This window comes from Lachnospira sp. CLA-JM-H23 (assembly GCF_040096425.1).
Taxonomy (GTDB): domain Bacteria; phylum Bacillota; class Clostridia; order Lachnospirales; family Lachnospiraceae; genus Lachnospira; species Lachnospira rogosae.
The window spans coordinates 13,291-32,490 of the sequence record NZ_JBBMET010000012.1 but is presented as its reverse complement, the minus strand read 5'-3'; the positions used below and the strand labels follow the sequence as shown (position 1 = coordinate 32,490).

Genomic DNA, 19,200 nt, shown 5'->3' with positions numbered 1-19,200 from the left:
ATTTTGCAGTTAAAACGCAGTTAAATAATGGAAATGTATTTATACACAAAAAACATTTGGTAATAATTCACAAAAAAAGTTGCAATATATTGTAAAGTTTGTGAACACTTATGGGGCTTTGTATGATATTATAATTAACGTAAAAACCCCCAATACATTATATATTTTTTGCTACACCCCATAATAAGTGAAATACCTTCTCCAAAAAGGACAGTCCCCCCAGACTGTCCTTTTTATTTGCACGAGTAACGATGAGAATGGATAATTTAAAGAAATCTTCCATCCTGCTTGCAGGAATGGAAATTTTTTAAATTATCTATTCGAGGAGCACCGCGTCATAGGTAAGAGCGTATTTTATAAAGTAAATAAATTACGAAGCAGAAACGCTCTTACCTATGCCATCGTTACGAGTTAAGAGAAGCCGTAAATTAAAGAAATCTTAATAAATATATCTTACAGTTGAATAAATACCCGTAATGATATAAAATTATATATGATTAATGTCAAGGAGTATTTTCTATGATAATAAGCGCAGGAGTTGAGAACCTTACATCATGGGAAAGAAAGCTTTTGTATATGTGTAATGCAAGACCAACCATTAATACAAGAGCTTTATTTTCTGATGCGACAAACGATTACAGATGTCCGGCAGAGCCTATGCCGGGTGATACGGTTAAGATACGATTAAGAACAGGTCGTTATAATGTAGACAAGGCGTATATATATGTTAATAATGTAGAATACCCTATGACAAAGATTAAGGCAGTTGGAGTATTTGATTATTACGAGGCTGAGATTAAAGTTAATAATGACAAATTATATTATTATTTCAAGGTAGAGACTGGAAAGGTTGTATGCTATTACAATCAGATAGGAGCTATTAAAGAACTTAATACTTATTATAATTTCCAGATTATGCCGGGATTTAAGACACCTGACTGGGCAAAGGGCGCAGTTATGTACCAGATATTTGCCGATAGATTTTGCGATGGTGATAAATCTAATAACGTGCTTGATGATGAATACAGTTATATAGGCGAACACGTCTGTCAGGTTAAGGATTGGGATAAATATCCAGCCAATATGGGTGTAAGAGAGTTCTATGGTGGCGATTTGCAGGGCGTGCTTGATAAGCTTGATTATCTTAGCGAGCTTGGTGTCGAGGTCATTTATTTTAATCCGTTGTTTGTTTCGCCATCTAATCATAAGTACGATATACAGGACTATGATTATATAGACCCACATTTTGGTGTTATAGTAAAAGATGATGGGGAACTTTTAAAAGAAGGTGACCAGAACAATACTAATGCAACACGATATATTAACAGGGTTACAAGTAAGGAAAATCTTAAAGCGAGTAATGAGTTCTTTGCCAAGGCGGTAGAACAGATACACAGCAGAGGAATGAAAGTCATAATAGACGGAGTGTTTAACCATTGTGGTTCATTTAACAAATGGATGGACAGGGAACACATTTACAGTTCTAGTGATGACGATTATGCCTGCGGTGCATATGAGAAGTATGAAAGCCCATACCACAGCTTCTTTAAATTCTATGGTAATCAGTGGCCGGATAATGGTTCATATGACGGCTGGTGGGGACACGATACACTTCCTAAGCTGAATTATGAAGACTCAGATACACTTGAAAAGTATATTATAGATATTGGAAAGAAATGGGTATCTCCACCGTACAATGTAGATGGCTGGAGGCTTGATGTTGCAGCTGACCTTGGGTACAGCAAGGAATATAACCATACATTCTGGAAAAAGTTCAGACAGGCTGTTAAGGAAGCTAATCCGGAGGCAATAATACTTGCAGAGAATTATGGTGATTCATATGACTGGCTTCAGGGTGATGAATGGGATACGATTATGAATTATGATGCCTTTATGGAGCCTGTAACGTGGTTTCTTACAGGAATGGAGAAGCATAGTGATGAAATGCGCCCTGATTCATTAGGTAATCCTGATTATTTTTTTGGCGCTATGCACCATAATATGGCAAGAATGGGTGGACAAAGTTATTCTATATCTATGAATGAGCTTTCTAACCACGACCATTCAAGATTTCTTACAAGAACTAACCATATGGTTGGCAGGGTTGATAAGCTTGGATCAGAAGTGGCTAATCAGAATGTGAATAAGTTTGTATTTATGGAGGCTGTCATTATTCAGATGACGTGGCCGGGTGCACCAACTGTATATTATGGAGATGAAGCGGGAGTGTGTGGTTTCACAGACCCTGATAACAGAAGAACTTATCCATGGGGACATGAAGATAAGGAGCTTATAGACTTTCATAAGGCAGCAATAAAGATGCACAAGGAGAATGAGGTATTAAGAACCGGCTCGTATAAGCAGCTTTATTCAGCACATAATGTTATTGCATATGGAAGATTTACATCAGATGATGCAGTGATAGTTGTTGTTAATAATGGGGAAGATGAGATAAGAGTTAATATACCTGCCTGGGAGACTGGACTTGCTATGGATGATGATGTCGAGCAGATAATGGTAACATTTGAGGGCGGATATTCAACAGACAGACAAGGTTACAGACTTAAAGACGGAATTCTTAATATAGGCTTAAGAAAGACTTCAGCTACAGTGTTAAGACGTCTTAGATGGTAGATAATGCTGTTAAAATATAATACACAGAAGTAAGAATGAGGAGTAATGTATAATGGCAGTAGATAATAACGAGGAAAAGAATAAAATAGTTCTTAACCGTAAGATGAGATTATGGAACAAGTATAAGAAGCCAGTAATAGGTGTTATTTTGGCTGTAGTAGTTATTGCAGTTGTTGCAATTGTTCTTAAATTATGCAGTATTGGAAAGCCGGTGGAAGATAAGGCGACAACACTTGCCAATAACAATAATAATAACAATGATATAATTATTACACAGTCATCTATAGAGATGTCTAACAATGAAACAACAAGTGCAGCTGATACAGAGAGTACAACATCAGCTGTAACAGAAAGCACAACAAGCAGTACAACATCAGCAGCTCAGGTATCAGGCGGAGTTGCCAGGATTACAACTAAGGCAGAGATACAGGAATACACATCACGTTCTAATTATGATGATGCAGTATTCTTTGGTGATATGATTGTATCAGGTATAGGTGAATATGGTTATCTTGACACATCACGCATATTCTCAGATAATAACCTTACAACAGATAAGGCACTTAATTCAGTGTCAAGTGTTGTGGCGGCTAATCCATCTAAGGTATATGTCCTTGTTGGACTTAACGACCTTAACTATGGAACAAGGTCAGGAGAGAATGTAGCTGAGAGAATAGGTTCAATAGTAGAATCGCTTAAGGAAGCAATTCCATCAGTAAAGGTATATGTAGTGTCACTTCTTCCTATAACACAGAGCTTTGAGGCAAAGTCAAATGTAAAGATAACACAGGCGGCTATTGATGAAGCTAATAGCACACTTGCAGCCAGGGCGACAGAGTATGGAATGACATTTATAGATATAGCAGATGCATTTAAGGATGAGTCTGGATATCTTAATACAGATGTATCAACAGGTGGATATAACCTTAATCATAACTATTACCCATTCTTCCTTAATAATATATCGGGAGCGTCTAACTAATGAAATTTTATGTAATGTCACTATTTCCACAGATGATTTTGGATGGGTTGAATACAAGTATAACAGGCAGGGCTATAGATTCAGGAGTATTGTCTATAGAAGCTGTTGATATAAGGGATTTTTCCAATAATAAGCATATGAAGGTAGATGATTACCCATATGGCGGAGGAGCAGGAATGGTTATGCAGCCGGGACCCGTGTGCGATGCTTATGAGAGCATAGCAGCCAGATGTTCAGGCAGACCAAGGGTTGTGTATATGACACCACAGGGGCATACATTTAACCAGCATATGGCAGAAGAATTTGCCAAAGAAGAAGAACTTGTAATTCTGTGTGGACATTATGAGGGAATTGATGAGAGAGCACTTGAAAGCATAGTTACAGACTATGTGTCAATTGGAGATTATGTCCTGACAGGTGGAGAGCTTCCGGCGATGGTTGTTATCGACTCAGTGTCAAGATTAGTTCCGGGAGTACTTAATAATGATGAGTCAGCCCAGACAGAGAGCTTCTCAGATGGTTTATTAGAATATCCACAGTACACAAGACCAGCCAATTACAAAGGTATAGAAGTGCCAGAAGTATTATTATCAGGTCACCACGGCAATATAGAGAAGTGGAGGCACGAGAAGTCGTTAGAACGTACTAAGAAGTACAGACCGGACTTATATGAGAAATATATGGCTGAGAACAATAATAACAGTTAAAATAATTGTTGACGGATAAGATATTTATGTGGTAAACTAATCAAGTCTTTTGGTGAATAACTTGATTGTTTACTACAGGATATTATGATGTGAAGTCACAATAAGCCTAGATAGCTCAGTCGGTAGAGCAGAGGACTGAAAATCCTCGTGTCACTGGTTCGATTCCGGTTCTAGGCATTTTATAATTGAATATAATTTAATTATGATGATATGCGGGTGTAGTTCAATGGTAGAACACTAGCCTTCCAAGCTAGATACGTGGGTTCGATTCCCATCACCCGCTCTATTTTTTTACCCAGAAGTACTATACTAATGAAAGGAACAAAGGCAATGATAGACAGCTATGTTGCACTGGATATAGAAACTACAGGGCTTAACCCGGCAGCAGATAGAATAATTGAGATAGGAATGGCAAGGGTGTGTAATGGAAACGTGACAGATACATATTCAACACTTGTCAATCCAGGCATTAAGATAAGCGACAGAATAATAGAGCTTACACATATACATAATGAGGAGCTTACAGATAAGCCAAGAATTAATGAACTGATTGAAGATGTAATACAATTTATAGGAGATTATCCTATACTTGGACATAATGTTATATTTGATTACAGCTTTTTAAAGAAGGCGGCGGTTAATAACAATCTTGTATTTCCGTCAGCAGGAATAGATACACTTAAAATGGCAAGAAGAATACTTCCAGAACTGGAGCATAAGAAGCTTGATTATCTGTGTGAGTATTTGAAGGTTGACCCTGGTAACTCACACAGGGCTTTAGATGATGCGCTGAGTGCAAGCGGAATATACTGGAAAATGTATACAATAAAACCGGATGATTCAGGCTTTGAAATACCGTCTGAGCTTGTATACAGTGTGAAAAAGGATAGTCCGATTACACAGGCACAAAGAAATTATCTTACAGCACTTGTTGTAAAGCATAATGTTAAGCTTGATATCCCGATTGATGAGATGACCAAGAGTATAGCTTCACGAAACATAGATAAGATACTTTCAGAATATGGAAAATAATGGTTAGTTATGAATTAATGTTTATATAGGTAATATATTCATATAATTAATTAAATACCTAGTTAATAGCTGATACTATCAGGTCTTTATTAACAGACTTGATAAGTGAGGCGTATTGTCTTAACTGTCTGATTTTGGAAGCATTTCCTGCTTCTGAATATAATGCGTAAAGGTCAGTATAGGTAAGTCGTATGTCAGAGCCTATCTTTACGGCATATTCAAGAAATGCTGTGGCATCGGATATGTCCTTATGTTCAATAAGGATATGTCCAAGCTCTGAAAGACTCTTTATAAATGAAGTGTAGTTGTCTTCATATTGTGTTAAAGTATCAAGATTAGCAACACCATATTTTAGCTTAAGGTCAGTGTTGGAATACTCTGACAGGTTAAGCATTGGCTCAGTCTTAAGTGTCTGGATATTATTATAAGCCTTAAGGGCTTCTGGTGAATTATTTAATATGTCAGCTAATGTCAGGCTGTTATCTATAGCAGGAAGTGCGTCGTCCCATTTAATATAGTTAAGGGTGCTTATATCCTGCTTTCTTGTTGAATTGGCTTTCTGTTCCCTTTCCCAATATTTTTTTGAGCGTTCTGAGCCAGAACGTGTACTTTTTTTAAGATAAAGTTGAATAACTATTAATATTATTATAAAATAAGGCAATATAAAGTGCATAGTATTCTCCGTTTCCAATATGTTATTAAAATGTATTGTTTAATGTGCTGCTATGTTTAAGGAGGTAATTATGATTAATTTAAAAAAGAGCAAAACTAAAAGAATATTTGCTGCAGTTATAATAGTAATCCTTGTACTTGCTATGGTACTTCCTATGGCTGTGTCAGCATTTATTTAAGATTAAGTATAGATTGAAAATGTAATATATGCAAGTTCAAGCTTGTAATTGATTGTAATATGTGAAAAACATAGAAACGAGGAATTATATGAAATTAGGCAAGGTATCAGATACAATTCTTTCAAGGTCTGTATTAAAGCCTCTTAACACTGTAAGAGGCCAGAAGGTTACACGTATGGATATTGGACAGGATGTGTCTGAGGTGGATATTAGAGAGCATGGCGTGGATAAGACACTGTTAAGTGCGACAGCCTGTGGATATATGCCTCTTATTAAAGCCGTTAATAATATATATGCCGCTGGCGGCACACCCATAGCGGCAAGTGACTGCATAGTTATGCCAGAGCAGGCAAGGGAAATCCGTATAAGGGAAGTAATCGCAGGACTTACAAGACAGGCGGCAGTTACAGAAGTGCCAATAGCCGGAGGGCATACAACAGTCAGTGCTTCGGTCAGTGAGCCGGTAGTAACTGTTACAGTGCAGGGCTTAAGGGAAGACAATAGAAATGTTATTGAGGCAGGACAGCATATAATTGCCGCTGGCTGCATAGGAATAAGTGGAGTAAAGCAGTTAGTTGAAACTGATGAGCAGGCGGTATACGAAAGATACAGTAAAGACTGGGTAAGTAAGGCTGTTGGCGAAGATACAGATATGTATATAGGCGGAATGGTACAGCTTTTAAGGGACAATGGAATTAATTGTTATATGCACGATGTATCAGAGGGAGGAATATTTGGTGCGTTGTGGGATATGTGTGAATATGGCAATGTCGGACTTGATGTTGACATAAGAAGCATACCTGTAAGACAGGAGATTATAGAGATATGCGAATTATTCAATGTTAATCCGTATGAACTGCAATCTTTAGGTTGTTTATTAATGACAGCGGATAATGATTGTGATATTATTAATATACTTAACAGCAATAATATCCCAGCCGCAGTTATAGGAAGAATTGTGAAGGGCAATCAGAGAATTCTTCACAATAAAGATGAAGAAAGATTTCTTACATTACCTAATCAGGATGAGATATTCCGCTGTATAAAGACAGCACAATAATTTAATTGAAAGGGTATAATGATATGAGAGAGAAAATCCTTAACTTGTTAGAGAATAATGGTAGAATTGACATTCACGATATGTCCGTTATGCTTGGAGTCGCGCAGGAAGAGGTCGCGAATGAGATAGCGGATATGGAAAAGGAACATATTATCTGTGGTTATAATACCCTTATCAATTGGGATAAGACAGGCGATGAGAAGGTTACAGCACTTATTGAGGTAAAGGTTACACCTCAGAGAGGACTTGGTTTTGACAGCATTGCCGAGACAATTTACAAATACGATGAAGTTACATCAGTTTACCTTATGTCTGGTGGCTTTGATTTTACAGTTATAATTGAAGGAAAGACTATGAAGTCTGTTGCACAGTTTGTGGCGGCTAAGCTTGCACCACTGGATTCAGTGCTCAGCACATCAACACATTTTGTATTAAAGAAATACAAAGATTATGGAACTGTAATTGACGAAGAAGACAAGGATGAAAGGATGTTAGTAACACCATGAGAGATGCTTTATCTAAGAAAATAGTAGATATAGAGCCTTCAGGTATAAGAAAGTTCTTTGACGTTGTAAGTGAAATTCCAGATGCAATATCACTTGGCGTTGGTGAACCTGATTTTGATACACCTTGGAATGTAAGGGAAGAAGGCATATACGCATTAGAGAAGGGAAGAACATTTTATACTTCTAATGCAGGACTTAAGGAATTAAGACAAGAAATAAGCAGATATGTTGCAAGAAAATATGATACACAGTATGACCCAATGAAGCAGGTGCTTGTAACTGTGGGTGGAAGCGAGGCTATAGACGTAGCGTTAAGATGTATGGTTGACCCAGGTGATGAGGTGCTTATACCACAGCCAAGTTATGTGTCATATCTTCCTTGTGCAGTTATGGCAGATGCCGTGCCTGTATTTATTAATCTTAAAGAGGAGAATCAGTTTAAGCTTACTAAAGAAGAACTGCTGGAGCATATTACAGATAAGACTAAGATTCTTATAATGCCATTTCCTAACAATCCGACAGGTGCTATCATGACAAGAGAAGAACTTATGGAGTTAGTGCCTGTTATTATAGAGAAGGATTTGTATGTTATATCAGATGAGATATATTCAGAGCTTACATATGGAGATAACAAGCACTGCTCAATAGCAAGCCTTCCTGGTATGAAAGAAAGAACTATTATGATAAATGGTTTCTCCAAAGCATTTGCTATGACAGGCTGGAGATTAGGTTATGCCTGTGGACCTGCTGAGATTATAAAGCAGATGATTAAGCTTCATCAGTATGCGATTATGTGTGCACCAACTAACAGCCAGTTTGCCGCTGTTGAGGCATTAAGGAATTGTGATACAGAGGTAGAGAAGATGGTTACAGCCTACGACCAGAGAAGAAGGTTTCTTCTTCATGAGCTTAAGAGTATGGGAATAGACTGTTTTGAGCCATTTGGGGCATTCTATATATTTCCATCTATCAAGAAGTTTGGTATGACATCAGATGAATTTGCTAGCAGACTTCTAGAAGACCAGAAGCTTGCAGTTGTTCCTGGAACAGCATTTGGCAATAGCGGTGAGGGCTTTGTAAGAATATCGTACGCTTATTCAATTGAGAACCTTAAAGAAGGAATTAAGAGAATAAAGAACTTTATAGAAAAGTTATAAGTACATATTAACTACAATGGAGGAAGAATTATGGCAGGAATGAACGCAGATTTTATCAATCCATTTTTAATGTCAGCGACTAAGATAATGCAGGAAATATGTCAGACAGAGATGAAGATAGGAAAGCCTTATGTCAAGACAACAGAATTCGAGAATAAGTCGGTTGCAGTTATGATAGGTATAACAGGTGAGTTAAAGGGTCAGGTTATTATGGCATTTGAGTTTAATAAGGCATTGGACGTGGCATCTAAGATGATGATGGGTATGCCGGTAACTGCACTTGATGATATGTCTATAAGTGCAATAAGTGAGCTTGGTAATATGATTATGGGTAATGCTGCAACAATATTCTCAACAAAGGGATATGTTATAGATATTACACCACCAAGCGTATGTCACGGAGATATGACTATTACACAGTCATATACACAGAATATATGTGTGCCTATCCATTCAGGTGACGAAGTGGCACTTGAACTTAATATAGCTGTAATAGCAGAACAGTAAAGAATTATAAGGAAAGATAATTATGTTAAATATAGTATTACATGAGCCAGAGATGCCTGCTAATACTGGCAATATAGGAAGAACCTGTGTAGCAGCAGGTGCAAGATTACATTTAATTGAGCCGCTGGGTTTCAGCCTTAATGAGAAAATGCTTAAAAGAGCAGGGCTTGATTACTGGGATAAGCTTGATGTGACAGTATATAATGATTATGAAGATTTTCTTAACCGTAATCCGGGCGCTAAGATATATATGGCAACTACTAAGGCACATCACACATATGCTGATGTGAAGTACGAAGACGACTGCTATATTATGTTCGGAAAGGAAAGTGCGGGAATACCAGAGGAGATACTTGTAGACCACGAAGATACATGTATAAGAATTCCAATGATTGGAGATATACGTTCACTTAATCTTTCTAATTCAGTAGCAATAGTTGCTTACGAGGCATTAAGACAGCACGGATTTGAGAGTATGAGCTTGTCAGGAGAATTGCATAAGCTTCACTGGAAGTAATTAATTGTAATGGGATGAGGGTACATTTTATGTATCCTTATCCTTTGTAATATACAGAAATATCAGATGAGTAAGGTGTATTGGATACAGGAGTTGCGAAACGTATGAGAAACAACAGCAATATCGTTAATTTTTATGCGAAAGAATATATAAGAGAGAGGTTAGAAAGCTCTCTGGATAAATTCATAGATAAACAGCTTATAATGGTGGTAGCACCATCGGGATATGGAAAGTCCACACTTGTAAGGCATTATTTTAATGACAGGCCATATTATAATAAAATGTGGTTCCCTATGCAGAGTAAAGAAAAAGACGACAACTGGGTGTGGAAAAGATTATGCCAGAAGTTGGGTGAATATAGTGAAGAGTTAAAAGGAAAACTGTCGGATACACAGCTTCCACAGTCTAAGCAGGAATTGTCTTATATAGTTAAAATATTAAGGCAATATGTCAATGATACAGTATATCTTATAGTAGATGATTATCAGGAATGTGCAAGTGTCACATTAGACAACCTTATAATGGAAGTTGTAGATAATATAGACAATATTCATATAGTGCTTATATCAAGAATACTCCCATACAATATACCATATGAAGCAATGTTTCTAAAAGGACAAAGTGTGCTTATCACACAGCAGGATTTAAAGCTTACTAAAGACGAAGAAAAAGTAATATTTAAAGAGAATGAAATAAATCTTACAGCTGAAGAAGCAGATTTGTTATATGAGCATACAGATGGCTGGATTAGTGCTGTTTATCTGTCTTTATATGAATATAAGAAGCTTGGCAGAATGGGTGGTTTTCTTTCTGTCAATCATCTGTTAAAGACAACTATATTTGATAAGTTGTCAGCAGATATGCAGGAATTCTTTATGAAAATGTCACTTTTTGACTGGTTTGATATTGAAGGTGCAGAGTATGTCACACAGCTTGATGTTACAGAGAATGACCTGCTTGAAAGTGTAGAGCAATTTGGATTTCTTGATTATGATGTGACAACACATTCATTTGCTATGCACACATTATTAAGAAATGTGTCTGGTATGGAATTGAATAAATCGGACATAGAAATTTCTATGCTTTATAACAGGGCGGCAGAAGTATCTGAAAAGCGAAAGTCTTATATAAAGGCAGTAGCTTATTATACTAAGGCAAAGAACTGGGACAGAATTGCAGCTTTATATGCAGGAAAGAATGGAAGACGTCTTATTGAGAGAGCACCGGGAATATTCCAGAGCGTAAGAGAGAATATAGAAGAAGTTATGTGGGAAAAATATCCGACTGTAATGCTTAATTATCTTTATTATATGTCAACTAAGGAAAATGTGCATAATGTAATGCCATTATATGAAGAGATAATTAATGATATTAATAATCATCCAATATGGAAAGATAATAAGTTCCTTATGGGCGAGATGATGATTATATTATCAATTCTTCAATTTAATAATCTTGAAAAGATGAATCAGTCCTTAATAAAAGTCAGAGAATATTTTGGTGAGAGAACATCGGTTATATTTGGCAATTCACTTCTTACTTATGGAACAACGTGTATGACGACATTGTATTACAATAAGTCAGGCAGGCTCAAGGAGATAATAGAGCAGGAAAAAGAATATGCTAAAGCATATATGAGAATAACACAGGGAAGCAGAGTGGGATGGGATGAATTCTTTGATGCAGAATATGCAATGATTACAGGTGATATTGATACAGCCTACAGGCTAGCAAAGCAGGTGTTATTACAGAACATTTTAAGAAACCAGACGTGTATAATTATAAGCTGCTACTATATGATATTAAAATGTCTTATATATTATGGTAAGAAAGAGGAATTCTATGAAGGCATTGAAAAGCTTAATGAGTTGACCAGGGATATAACATATCCCCTTCTTATTATAGATGCTGAGCTTGTGCAGGGCTATGTATATGCGTGCCTTGGACAGCAGGAGAAAATGTCAGACTGGTTACAGAATTTCAGACTTGAGAACTGTAGTAAGCAGATAAGGAACATACGAAGCGGCTGTATGACATATGGAAAGCTTATGTGTTATAAGAAAGACTGGGCAATGCTTGATATGATAGGACAGCAGATGATGGTTCCATATGAGAATACATCACATATATATCCATTTATAACAGGCTGCGTATACAGGGCAATAGCACAGTATAATATGGGTAATACAACAGAAGCTGAAAGGTATATTAAGTGGGCAGTTGAACTTTCATATGACGATAACGTGATAATGCCATTTATTGAGAATGGTGTTGAATTAGAACCTGTTATAGAAAATGTGTATACAGACGGATTCCTTGAGTCATTAAAGCCATATATCGCTAAATACAAGGCTGGAATAGAAAGCTTTAATGCAGTTAAAGACGACAATCCATATAAGCTTACCAAGAGAGAAAAAGAGCTTATGGAATATGTTAAGGCTGGTTATAAGAATTCAGAGATTAGTGAGCAGATGCACATCGCATTAGTGACAGTTGAGAAAAATCTTACAAGCGTATATAGAAAGCTTGGAGTTAATAATAGAACATCAGCAATTATGATGTTACAGAAATAATATGTTATAGAATAATATGTAATTTAATGCTTGCGGACAGGCTTATAAAATAACAGATTATGGAGCAAAAACCAGTATATCATATAATAAAAAGTATGGTTTACCATAATAGAAAATCATTTTCTATATATGTATACTACAAAAGTTAGTTTAAAATTGAGTAAATAGGAAAGGAAAATTAATGGTAAATAAGTACAAAGAAAGATTAAAGCATTATACGATTAATCGTAAGTTAAAGGCTACTCTTGGAGTTGTAGCTCTTATAGCATGTATTATAGGTGTAATTCTTATAAGTGGTATATTAGCGGTTGCTAATAATGTAAAGGGAATATATCAGGGACCAATGAACAATGTTAATGATATAGCTAATGTTAAATATGGTCTTACTGATTTACAGAGAGCCATTAACAGACTTTTAGCTGAAGGTTCTGATAATATGGCAGATAGATATGCAAATTTTGAAAAGACAGTAGAAGAAGATGTCAATCTTGTCGTTTCAGGAGTTGATGATATGGATAAGCATTTCAAGACAGAAGCTACGAGAGCAAAGCTTTCAGAAATGCAGGCTAAGATTAACGAGGGCGAGAAAGTAAGACCTCAGGTTATGCAGCTTTTAAAGAGCGGAAAGATTGATGAAGCTTATGCACTTAATTATAATACATATCTTCCTATAGTTAACGAAATCAAGTCATTAGCAAATGATATAGAGACATTAGTATACCAGAACGGAGCAGTGTATTATACTCAGTCAGTGCGTCTTGGTAATGGACTTACAATAGCAGGTATTATACTTGTTGTTGCGTTATTATTTATTTCAACATTCTTTACAAGAACTATAACAGAAGTTCTTACAACACCAGCCAAGCAGATTGTTGAAGCGGCAGAGCAGATGTATCATGGAGATATGTCAGCAGCTAATCTTATAACATACGAATCAGAAGATGAATTCGGAGCTATGGCAAAGACACTTAAGGGAACAATGTTAAATCTCCACGCATATGTGGATGAAATATCAACAGTTTTAAGAGAAATTGCAAGTGGTGATTTAACTAAGGATTCAGATGAAATTACAGATTTCCTTGGAGATTTTGTAAGCATCAAAGAATCATTTGTATACATTTTAAAGAATTTTAATATAACATTAACTAATATTGCCAAGACATCAGAGCAGGTTGATATTGGTGCCGAGGATCTTTCAAAGGCAGCAGGTGATCTTGCTAAGGGAACAACAGACCAGGCAAGTGCTGTTGAAGAACTCACAGCTACAGTTGAAACAGTAGCGGCATTAGCTAAAAAGAGTGCAGATCAGACACAGACTGCATATGATAATGTATTAGCGGTAGCAGAAAATGCAGAAGAAGAACGTAAGAAGATGGACAGCCTTACAGAAGAAATGGCTAATATTATCGAAATATCTAATAAAATCGAAGCAATTACTTCAACTATCGAGGATATCGCTTCACAGACAAGTCTTCTTGCACTTAATGCTTCAATTGAAGCTGCCAGAGCTGGTGATGCAGGACGTGGTTTCGCAGTGGTTGCAGAGCAGATTGGAAAGCTTGCAACAGACAGCCAGAAGTCAGCTGTTAATACAAGAGAACTTATTGTTAAGACTATAGAAGAGATTAATAAGGGTAACGAGATAACCGCCTCTGTTGCACAGGCATTTGAAGGAACAATTAATGAAATGCAGAAGTTTGCTGATGTAGCTAAGGAAACTAATGAGTCAGCAAGAAATCAGGCAGAAATATTATCACAGATTGAACAGGGTATCGAGCAGATATCAGGTGTTACACAGAACACAGCAGCTTCTTCACAGGAAAGCTCAGCAATCAGTGAACAGCTTGAACAGAGAGCCAGGGAGCTGGATAAGCTTATTAATAACTTTAAGCTTTATAGACCGGTTAGCAGATAATAGGACTAAAATTATATATTAATGCTTGATTGGTGGCTGTAATTGATAACAACGGACGATTGGCTGCAATCAACATAAGCAACGAAGACACATTTGCATTGAGTGTCGCTCGCAGCGGTACTAAGTCGCCAGCTAAGGCTGCCGACTAAGGACCGGCGGCTCCCCATCGTCTTCTTATGCTTATGTTGATTGCAGCCAATCGTCCGTTATTAACATCACCCCTTCGCAATTGGCAGCGTAAATATAAACTCCGTCCCCACATCCGGCGTACTGATTACATCTATATGCTCTTCGTGTGCCTGAATTATTTCTTTAGTTATGGATAGTCCAAGTCCAGACCCTTTCTTGTCACGGCCTCTTGAGGCATCTGATTTATAAAATCTATCCCATATTTTATCAATATCTTTCTTGGCAATTCCGCTTCCAGTATCTTTAATGGATATCTGGGCTTTATCACCTTTTTCTTTGACAGTTACATATATAAAGGAGTTATCGTGGCTGAATTTGATTGCATTATCTACAAGGTTGTATATAACCTGTTGTATTTTACCTTTGTCAGCTTTGACATTAAGTGCTGTGCCAGAGAATGTCAGGCTGAACTTAATGCCTTTCTTTTTACACGAACCCTCAAGAGTTTCTATTGTATGCTTTATTACTGAGTTAATATCAAATGTTGTAATCTCAAGGCGGACAGTCTTAGGGTCAAGTTCATTAAGCGTAAGTATATTGCTTGTAAGCTTGGTAAGTCGTTCGGTTTCAAATAATACAATATTAATGTATTTATTAATCATCTCCGGTGGTACTGTTCCGTCCTCAATGGCTTCAAGGTAGCCTTTTATTGAAGTAAGAGGCGAACGGAAGTCGTGCGAAATATTGGATAAGAACTTCTGCTGGAACCGGTCCATTTCGTTAAGTTCTTTTGCCATATAATCTAGAGAAGCCGCCAGACGTCCGATTTCATCATTGTGGTGTATCTTAATGCGGTAGGAAAGATTACCTTTTCCATATTCTTCAGTAGCCTTGGTAAGCTCATTGATAGGCTTGTGAATATGTATGAAATATAGCACCAGCATAGAAAGTGAAAGCAGCATAGCAATCACCAGTGTAAGATAGTTGGTGTTAAATGTATCATATACCCTGTCAGTTATGACAGTTTCAGGCATATTGATGACAACATAGCCTTTCATTGTGAAATTGCTGGCAATAGGAAAATATGCACTTACAACAGTTTCGTCAAATACACCATAGAAATCACCTGTCTGTGTGTGTGCACCTTTAAGTCTGCCATAATCAAAATCCTTAAGTTCATATAGATAACCATTAGAATCTGCTGTTCCAGAAAATCCAGTATCTAACATAACATCACCGAATGGGCTTACGAACATAATTCTTGTGTGGTTGAGTTCAGATACTATTTTAAGGTCAGCTTCTATGCCTGAAAGATATTCTGGCGTGAAGGTATCTTTTGCAAATGTGCCGGCAATTTCGTTAGCCTGCTGGTAAAGCACTTCAGAATAATAGTCATATACTTTATTATAATCGTGCCTGAAACATATTGTTGTTACAGCTATAAATCCTACAACAGCAATTATTATATATAGAGTTATCTGTTTGGTAAGCATATTATATTTCATATTGAGTCCGTTCCTGCTTATTTAGTCACAAATTTGTAGCCAATTCCCCATACGGTTTCAATCGACCATTTATCGTGGTCTTTAATCTTTTCACGAATTCGTTTGATGTGCACATCGACAGTACGGGTATCGCCAATGTAATCATAGCCCCAGATATTGTCAAGAAGCTGTTCTCGTGTGAACACCTGATTAGGTGCAGATGCAAGGAAGTATAAAAGTTCAAGTTCTTTAGGCGGCATTTCTACAGCCTTTTTATCATAAGTAACTGAGTAATTGTCAAGATTGACAATTAAGTCAGGATACGTTACACATCTTGCATTTTCTGATGGTGCAACGGTAGTTTGTGGAAGATGATAACGTCTTAATACAGCTTTAACGCGTGCGACAAGTTCTTTTGTTTCAAATGGCTTGATAATATAATCATCAGCACCAAGCTCCAGACCTAATACCTTGTCAAATGTTTCGCCCTTAGCTGAAAGCATAATTATTGGCGTATTATTATTCTTCCTTATTTCACGGCATACCTGATATCCGTCAATACCAGGAAGCATAAGGTCTAACAGAATGAGGTTAGGCTTGAATGTAGAAAGGTTATCAAGTGCACTTTCGCCGTCATATACAATCTTAGTTTCAAAACATTCTTTTGTAAGATAGAGTGAGATGAGTTCAGCTATATTCTCATCATCATCTACGATTAAAATTCGTTGTTTAGCAACCATATGTGCCTCCATATACAATATTTATAGTTAATCTTTAAATGTTACAATTGTAACACCTTCTGCACCCTCGCCAATCTGTCCAAGGCGGAATTCTTTAATATAAGGAACCCCGTGCAGATAAGAAGTTATACCAGAGCGTAGAGCACCTGTTCCCTTGCCGTGAACAATTCGTACCTGTGGAATTCTGGCAATATAGGCATCATCAAGATATTTGTCAAGAACGGCAATAGCTTCATCAACAGTGTATCCAAGAAGATTAATCTCAGAAGATACAGAAGATGATTTTGACATCTTGATTTTACCTGAGCCACCAGCACCCTTAGGCTTAGAACTTGTTTCAGCAGGATCCTTATAGCCTTTAAGTATGGCAAGATTTTTAATATCCATTTTAGTGCTTAAGCTTCCTACAAGTACAGTAACCTGGTTTTTGTTCTTATGAATCTGGGATACAGTACCTATGACGTTCATTGTAAGAACCTTAACGTGCATACCAACCTTGAATTCAGATATATCGTGAGCCTTATGCTCGCTTATGTTGTTGGCAGGTTCAATCTTTAACTTTTCCTGTCGCTTATTCATTTTCTCACGGATAGCACTGCGGTGTTTCTCAAGCTCTTTTACAGTCATACCATGCTTGTTCATAGCATTAATTGTCTTATCAGCATACTCTTTCGCATCTTTAAGTATGCGTGCAGCTTCTTCGTTAGCTTTTCTTATAATATTGTCAGTGCGTTCATCAAGACGTTCAGTCTTTTTGGTCAGTTCAGACTTTAACTGGGCAATCTGTGCTTTGTACTCATTTAATTCCTCACGCTCACGCTCAATTGTAACACGGCTTTGCTCAAGATCAGTTACAAGGTCTTCAAATTTGATATCCTCAGAGTCAAGACGGCGTGAAGCATCATTAATTATATTGTCAGAAAGTCCAAGCTTTTTGGAAATGGCAAATGCATTACTCTTTCCAGGAACTCCGATAAGAAGCCTATAAGTAGGGCGGAGTGATTGTACATCAAATTCACAGCAGGCATTTTCAACGCCATCGGTTGTGAGTGCATACATTTTAATCTCGCTGTAATGTGTTGTCGCCATTGTTGTAATATTACGTCTGTGAAGGCTGTCAAGTATAGCAATTGCAAGGGCTGCACCTTCTGTAGGGTCAGTACCAGCACCAATCTCATCGAATAAAATGAGACTGTTGCTATCAGCTTTTTTAAGAATATCGACAGTATTAGTCATATGTGAGCTGAATGTACTAAGGCTCTGTTCAATACTCTGTTCATCGCCGATATCAGCAAATATATTGTCAAATACAGCTATGTCGGAATGTTCCAGTGCTGGAATATTAAGTCCGGCCTGAGCCATAAGAGTAAGAAGTCCGACAGTCTTTAAGGATACGGTCTTACCACCGGTATTAGGTCCTGTTATGATAAGAAGGTTAAAATCTGTACCGAGATAAATGTCTATAGGCACGACAGTATGCGGCTCAATAAGAGGATGTCGTCCTTTTTTAATATTTACTATACCTTTGTTATTCATAACAGGGCGGCTGCAATTAAAATGCCTTGATAAAAGTGCTTTGGCGAATATGCAGTCAAGATTGGTAAGTATCTCATAGTCTGAAAGCAGTGAATCGGTATATTCTGCGGCTTTAGCACTTAAATCTGCAAGAATAACTTCAATCTCAGCCTGTTCCTTAAGTTCAAGCTCTCTTATATCATTGTTAAGCTTGACAACTGCGGCAGGCTCAATAAATACAGTAGAACCTGTCGATGACTGGTCATGAACCATACCAGGCATAAGTGATTTGTATTCAGCTTTAACAGGCAGACAGAAACGTCCCTGTCTTGTTGTTATCACATAATCCTGAAGATAAGTTCTTGTAGATGGTGAATTTAATATTTTATTAAGTTCAGTGTGTATGCGGTCAGCAGCTATATTTTTCTGACGTCTTATACTGCGGAGGTTCGCACTTGCATCATCACTGATTTCATCTTCTGATATAATACATTTCTTAATTGCGTTATTAAGAAGTGTAACAGGGTCAAGCATATCTATTAAAGGTTGTATTGAATCAGCACGCTGTTCATAGTATCCCTTTATGTGGGCAGCACATTCTAATAACATAGATATGTTAAGAAGCTCAAGTGCATTAAGAGAGCTTCCAACTTTAAGTCTTGCAATGCTTCCCCTGATATCTTTTATCCTTGAGAAATCCACGCTTCCCTTCTGGTATACACGTGTAAGTGCATCATTAGTATAATCAAGTGCTGTATTGATTTTGTCTATGTCAGTCATAGGCTCAAGCTTATGAAGTATCTGCTTTGCACCGTCAGAACAGGCAAAAGATACAAGACGAGATATTATTTTATTATATTCAAGTGTTGATAATGATTTATTATTCAATGT

15 protein-coding genes and 2 tRNA genes are annotated in these 19,200 nt (G+C 37.0%); 13 read left to right on the top strand and 4 right to left on the bottom strand.

The window, feature by feature from the left end; translation table 11 throughout:
* The first annotated feature begins 519 nt into the window (after positions 1 to 519).
* The 6 genes from WMO42_RS13365 to WMO42_RS13340 all read left to right on the top strand — a co-directional run bounded on the left by WMO42_RS13365 (position 520) and on the right by WMO42_RS13340 (position 5,355).
* Positions 520 to 2,634 carry a glycoside hydrolase family 13 protein gene (locus WMO42_RS13365; RefSeq protein ID WP_349192534.1) on the top strand — a complete coding sequence of 705 codons (2,115 nt, stop codon included), beginning with the start codon at positions 520 to 522 and terminating at the stop codon, positions 2,632 to 2,634.
* 52 nt (positions 2,635 to 2,686) lie between these two features.
* Positions 2,687 to 3,616, top strand: a complete 930-nt coding sequence (locus WMO42_RS13360) for a GDSL-type esterase/lipase family protein (RefSeq protein ID WP_349192531.1) — start codon at positions 2,687 to 2,689, stop codon at positions 3,614 to 3,616.
* Positions 3,616 to 4,323, top strand: a complete 708-nt coding sequence (gene trmD / locus WMO42_RS13355; RefSeq protein WP_349153337.1) for a tRNA (guanosine(37)-N1)-methyltransferase TrmD — start codon at positions 3,616 to 3,618, stop codon at positions 4,321 to 4,323. Before WMO42_RS13360 ends, trmD begins: the two co-directional genes overlap by 1 nt.
* A 104-nt stretch (positions 4,324 to 4,427) precedes the next feature.
* Positions 4,428 to 4,500, top strand: a tRNA-Phe gene (locus WMO42_RS13350).
* A gap of 35 nt (positions 4,501 to 4,535) precedes the next feature.
* Positions 4,536 to 4,606: transfer RNA gene (locus WMO42_RS13345), tRNA-Gly, on the top strand.
* 29 nt (positions 4,607 to 4,635) lie between these two features.
* On the top strand, positions 4,636 to 5,355 hold the full coding sequence (locus WMO42_RS13340; protein WP_349192529.1) for a 3'-5' exonuclease: 720 nt from the start codon (positions 4,636 to 4,638) through the stop codon (positions 5,353 to 5,355).
* Between the two features lie 58 nt (positions 5,356 to 5,413).
* Here the strand turns inward: WMO42_RS13340 and WMO42_RS13335 are convergent, their stop codons facing one another.
* The gene (locus WMO42_RS13335) at positions 5,414 to 6,028 is read right to left on the bottom strand and encodes a hypothetical protein (RefSeq protein ID WP_349192527.1); all 615 of its coding nucleotides are present in this window, start codon (positions 6,026 to 6,028) and stop codon (positions 5,414 to 5,416) included.
* Between the two features lie 266 nt (positions 6,029 to 6,294).
* Here WMO42_RS13335 and WMO42_RS13330 point away from each other — a divergent pair, with 266 nt between their 5' ends.
* From WMO42_RS13330 to WMO42_RS13300, 7 genes are all read left to right on the top strand, one after another.
* Positions 6,295 to 7,266 (top strand): AIR synthase related protein, encoded by a 972-nt coding sequence (locus tag WMO42_RS13330; protein ID WP_349192526.1) that lies wholly within the window; start codon positions 6,295 to 6,297, stop codon positions 7,264 to 7,266.
* A 23-nt stretch (positions 7,267 to 7,289) separates the two neighbouring features.
* Positions 7,290 to 7,772, top strand: a complete 483-nt coding sequence (locus WMO42_RS13325; RefSeq protein ID WP_055173863.1) for an Lrp/AsnC family transcriptional regulator — start codon at positions 7,290 to 7,292, stop codon at positions 7,770 to 7,772.
* Positions 7,769 to 8,929 carry an aminotransferase class I/II-fold pyridoxal phosphate-dependent enzyme gene (locus WMO42_RS13320; RefSeq protein ID WP_116444151.1) on the top strand — a complete coding sequence of 387 codons (1,161 nt, stop codon included), beginning with the start codon at positions 7,769 to 7,771 and terminating at the stop codon, positions 8,927 to 8,929. The genes WMO42_RS13325 and WMO42_RS13320 overlap by 4 nt, the downstream gene beginning before the upstream one ends.
* Before the next feature lie 30 nt (positions 8,930 to 8,959).
* Positions 8,960 to 9,436: a chemotaxis protein CheX gene (locus tag WMO42_RS13315; RefSeq protein ID WP_055307087.1), complete on the top strand. Its 477-nt coding sequence runs from the start codon at positions 8,960 to 8,962 to the stop codon at positions 9,434 to 9,436.
* A 22-nt stretch (positions 9,437 to 9,458) separates the two neighbouring features.
* Positions 9,459 to 9,953, top strand: a complete 495-nt coding sequence (locus WMO42_RS13310) for a tRNA (cytidine(34)-2'-O)-methyltransferase (RefSeq protein ID WP_055173869.1) — start codon at positions 9,459 to 9,461, stop codon at positions 9,951 to 9,953.
* 104 nt (positions 9,954 to 10,057) lie between these two features.
* Positions 10,058 to 12,526, top strand: a complete 2,469-nt coding sequence (locus WMO42_RS13305; RefSeq protein WP_055307089.1) for a LuxR C-terminal-related transcriptional regulator — start codon at positions 10,058 to 10,060, stop codon at positions 12,524 to 12,526.
* A gap of 181 nt (positions 12,527 to 12,707) precedes the next feature.
* Entirely contained in the window at positions 12,708 to 14,441 is a 1,734-nt protein-coding gene (locus WMO42_RS13300; RefSeq protein WP_022501630.1) for a methyl-accepting chemotaxis protein, read from the top strand.
* A gap of 215 nt (positions 14,442 to 14,656) precedes the next feature.
* Here WMO42_RS13300 and WMO42_RS13295 read toward each other — a convergent pair whose 3' ends face one another.
* Genes WMO42_RS13295 through WMO42_RS13285 form a run of 3 tightly spaced genes read right to left on the bottom strand, consistent with a single transcriptional unit; the run spans position 14,657 to position 19,197 of the window.
* A complete protein-coding gene (locus WMO42_RS13295) occupies positions 14,657 to 16,075 on the bottom strand; it encodes a HAMP domain-containing sensor histidine kinase (RefSeq protein ID WP_349192523.1) in 1,419 nt (472 codons plus the stop codon).
* A gap of 17 nt (positions 16,076 to 16,092) precedes the next feature.
* Positions 16,093 to 16,794, bottom strand: coding sequence for a response regulator transcription factor (locus tag WMO42_RS13290; protein ID WP_022501632.1), 702 nt, complete (start codon positions 16,792 to 16,794; stop codon positions 16,093 to 16,095).
* A 27-nt stretch (positions 16,795 to 16,821) separates the two neighbouring features.
* Positions 16,822 to 19,197: an endonuclease MutS2 gene (locus WMO42_RS13285; RefSeq protein ID WP_022501633.1), complete on the bottom strand. Its 2,376-nt coding sequence runs from the start codon at positions 19,195 to 19,197 to the stop codon at positions 16,822 to 16,824.
* Positions 19,198 to 19,200: the final 3 nt, after the last annotated feature.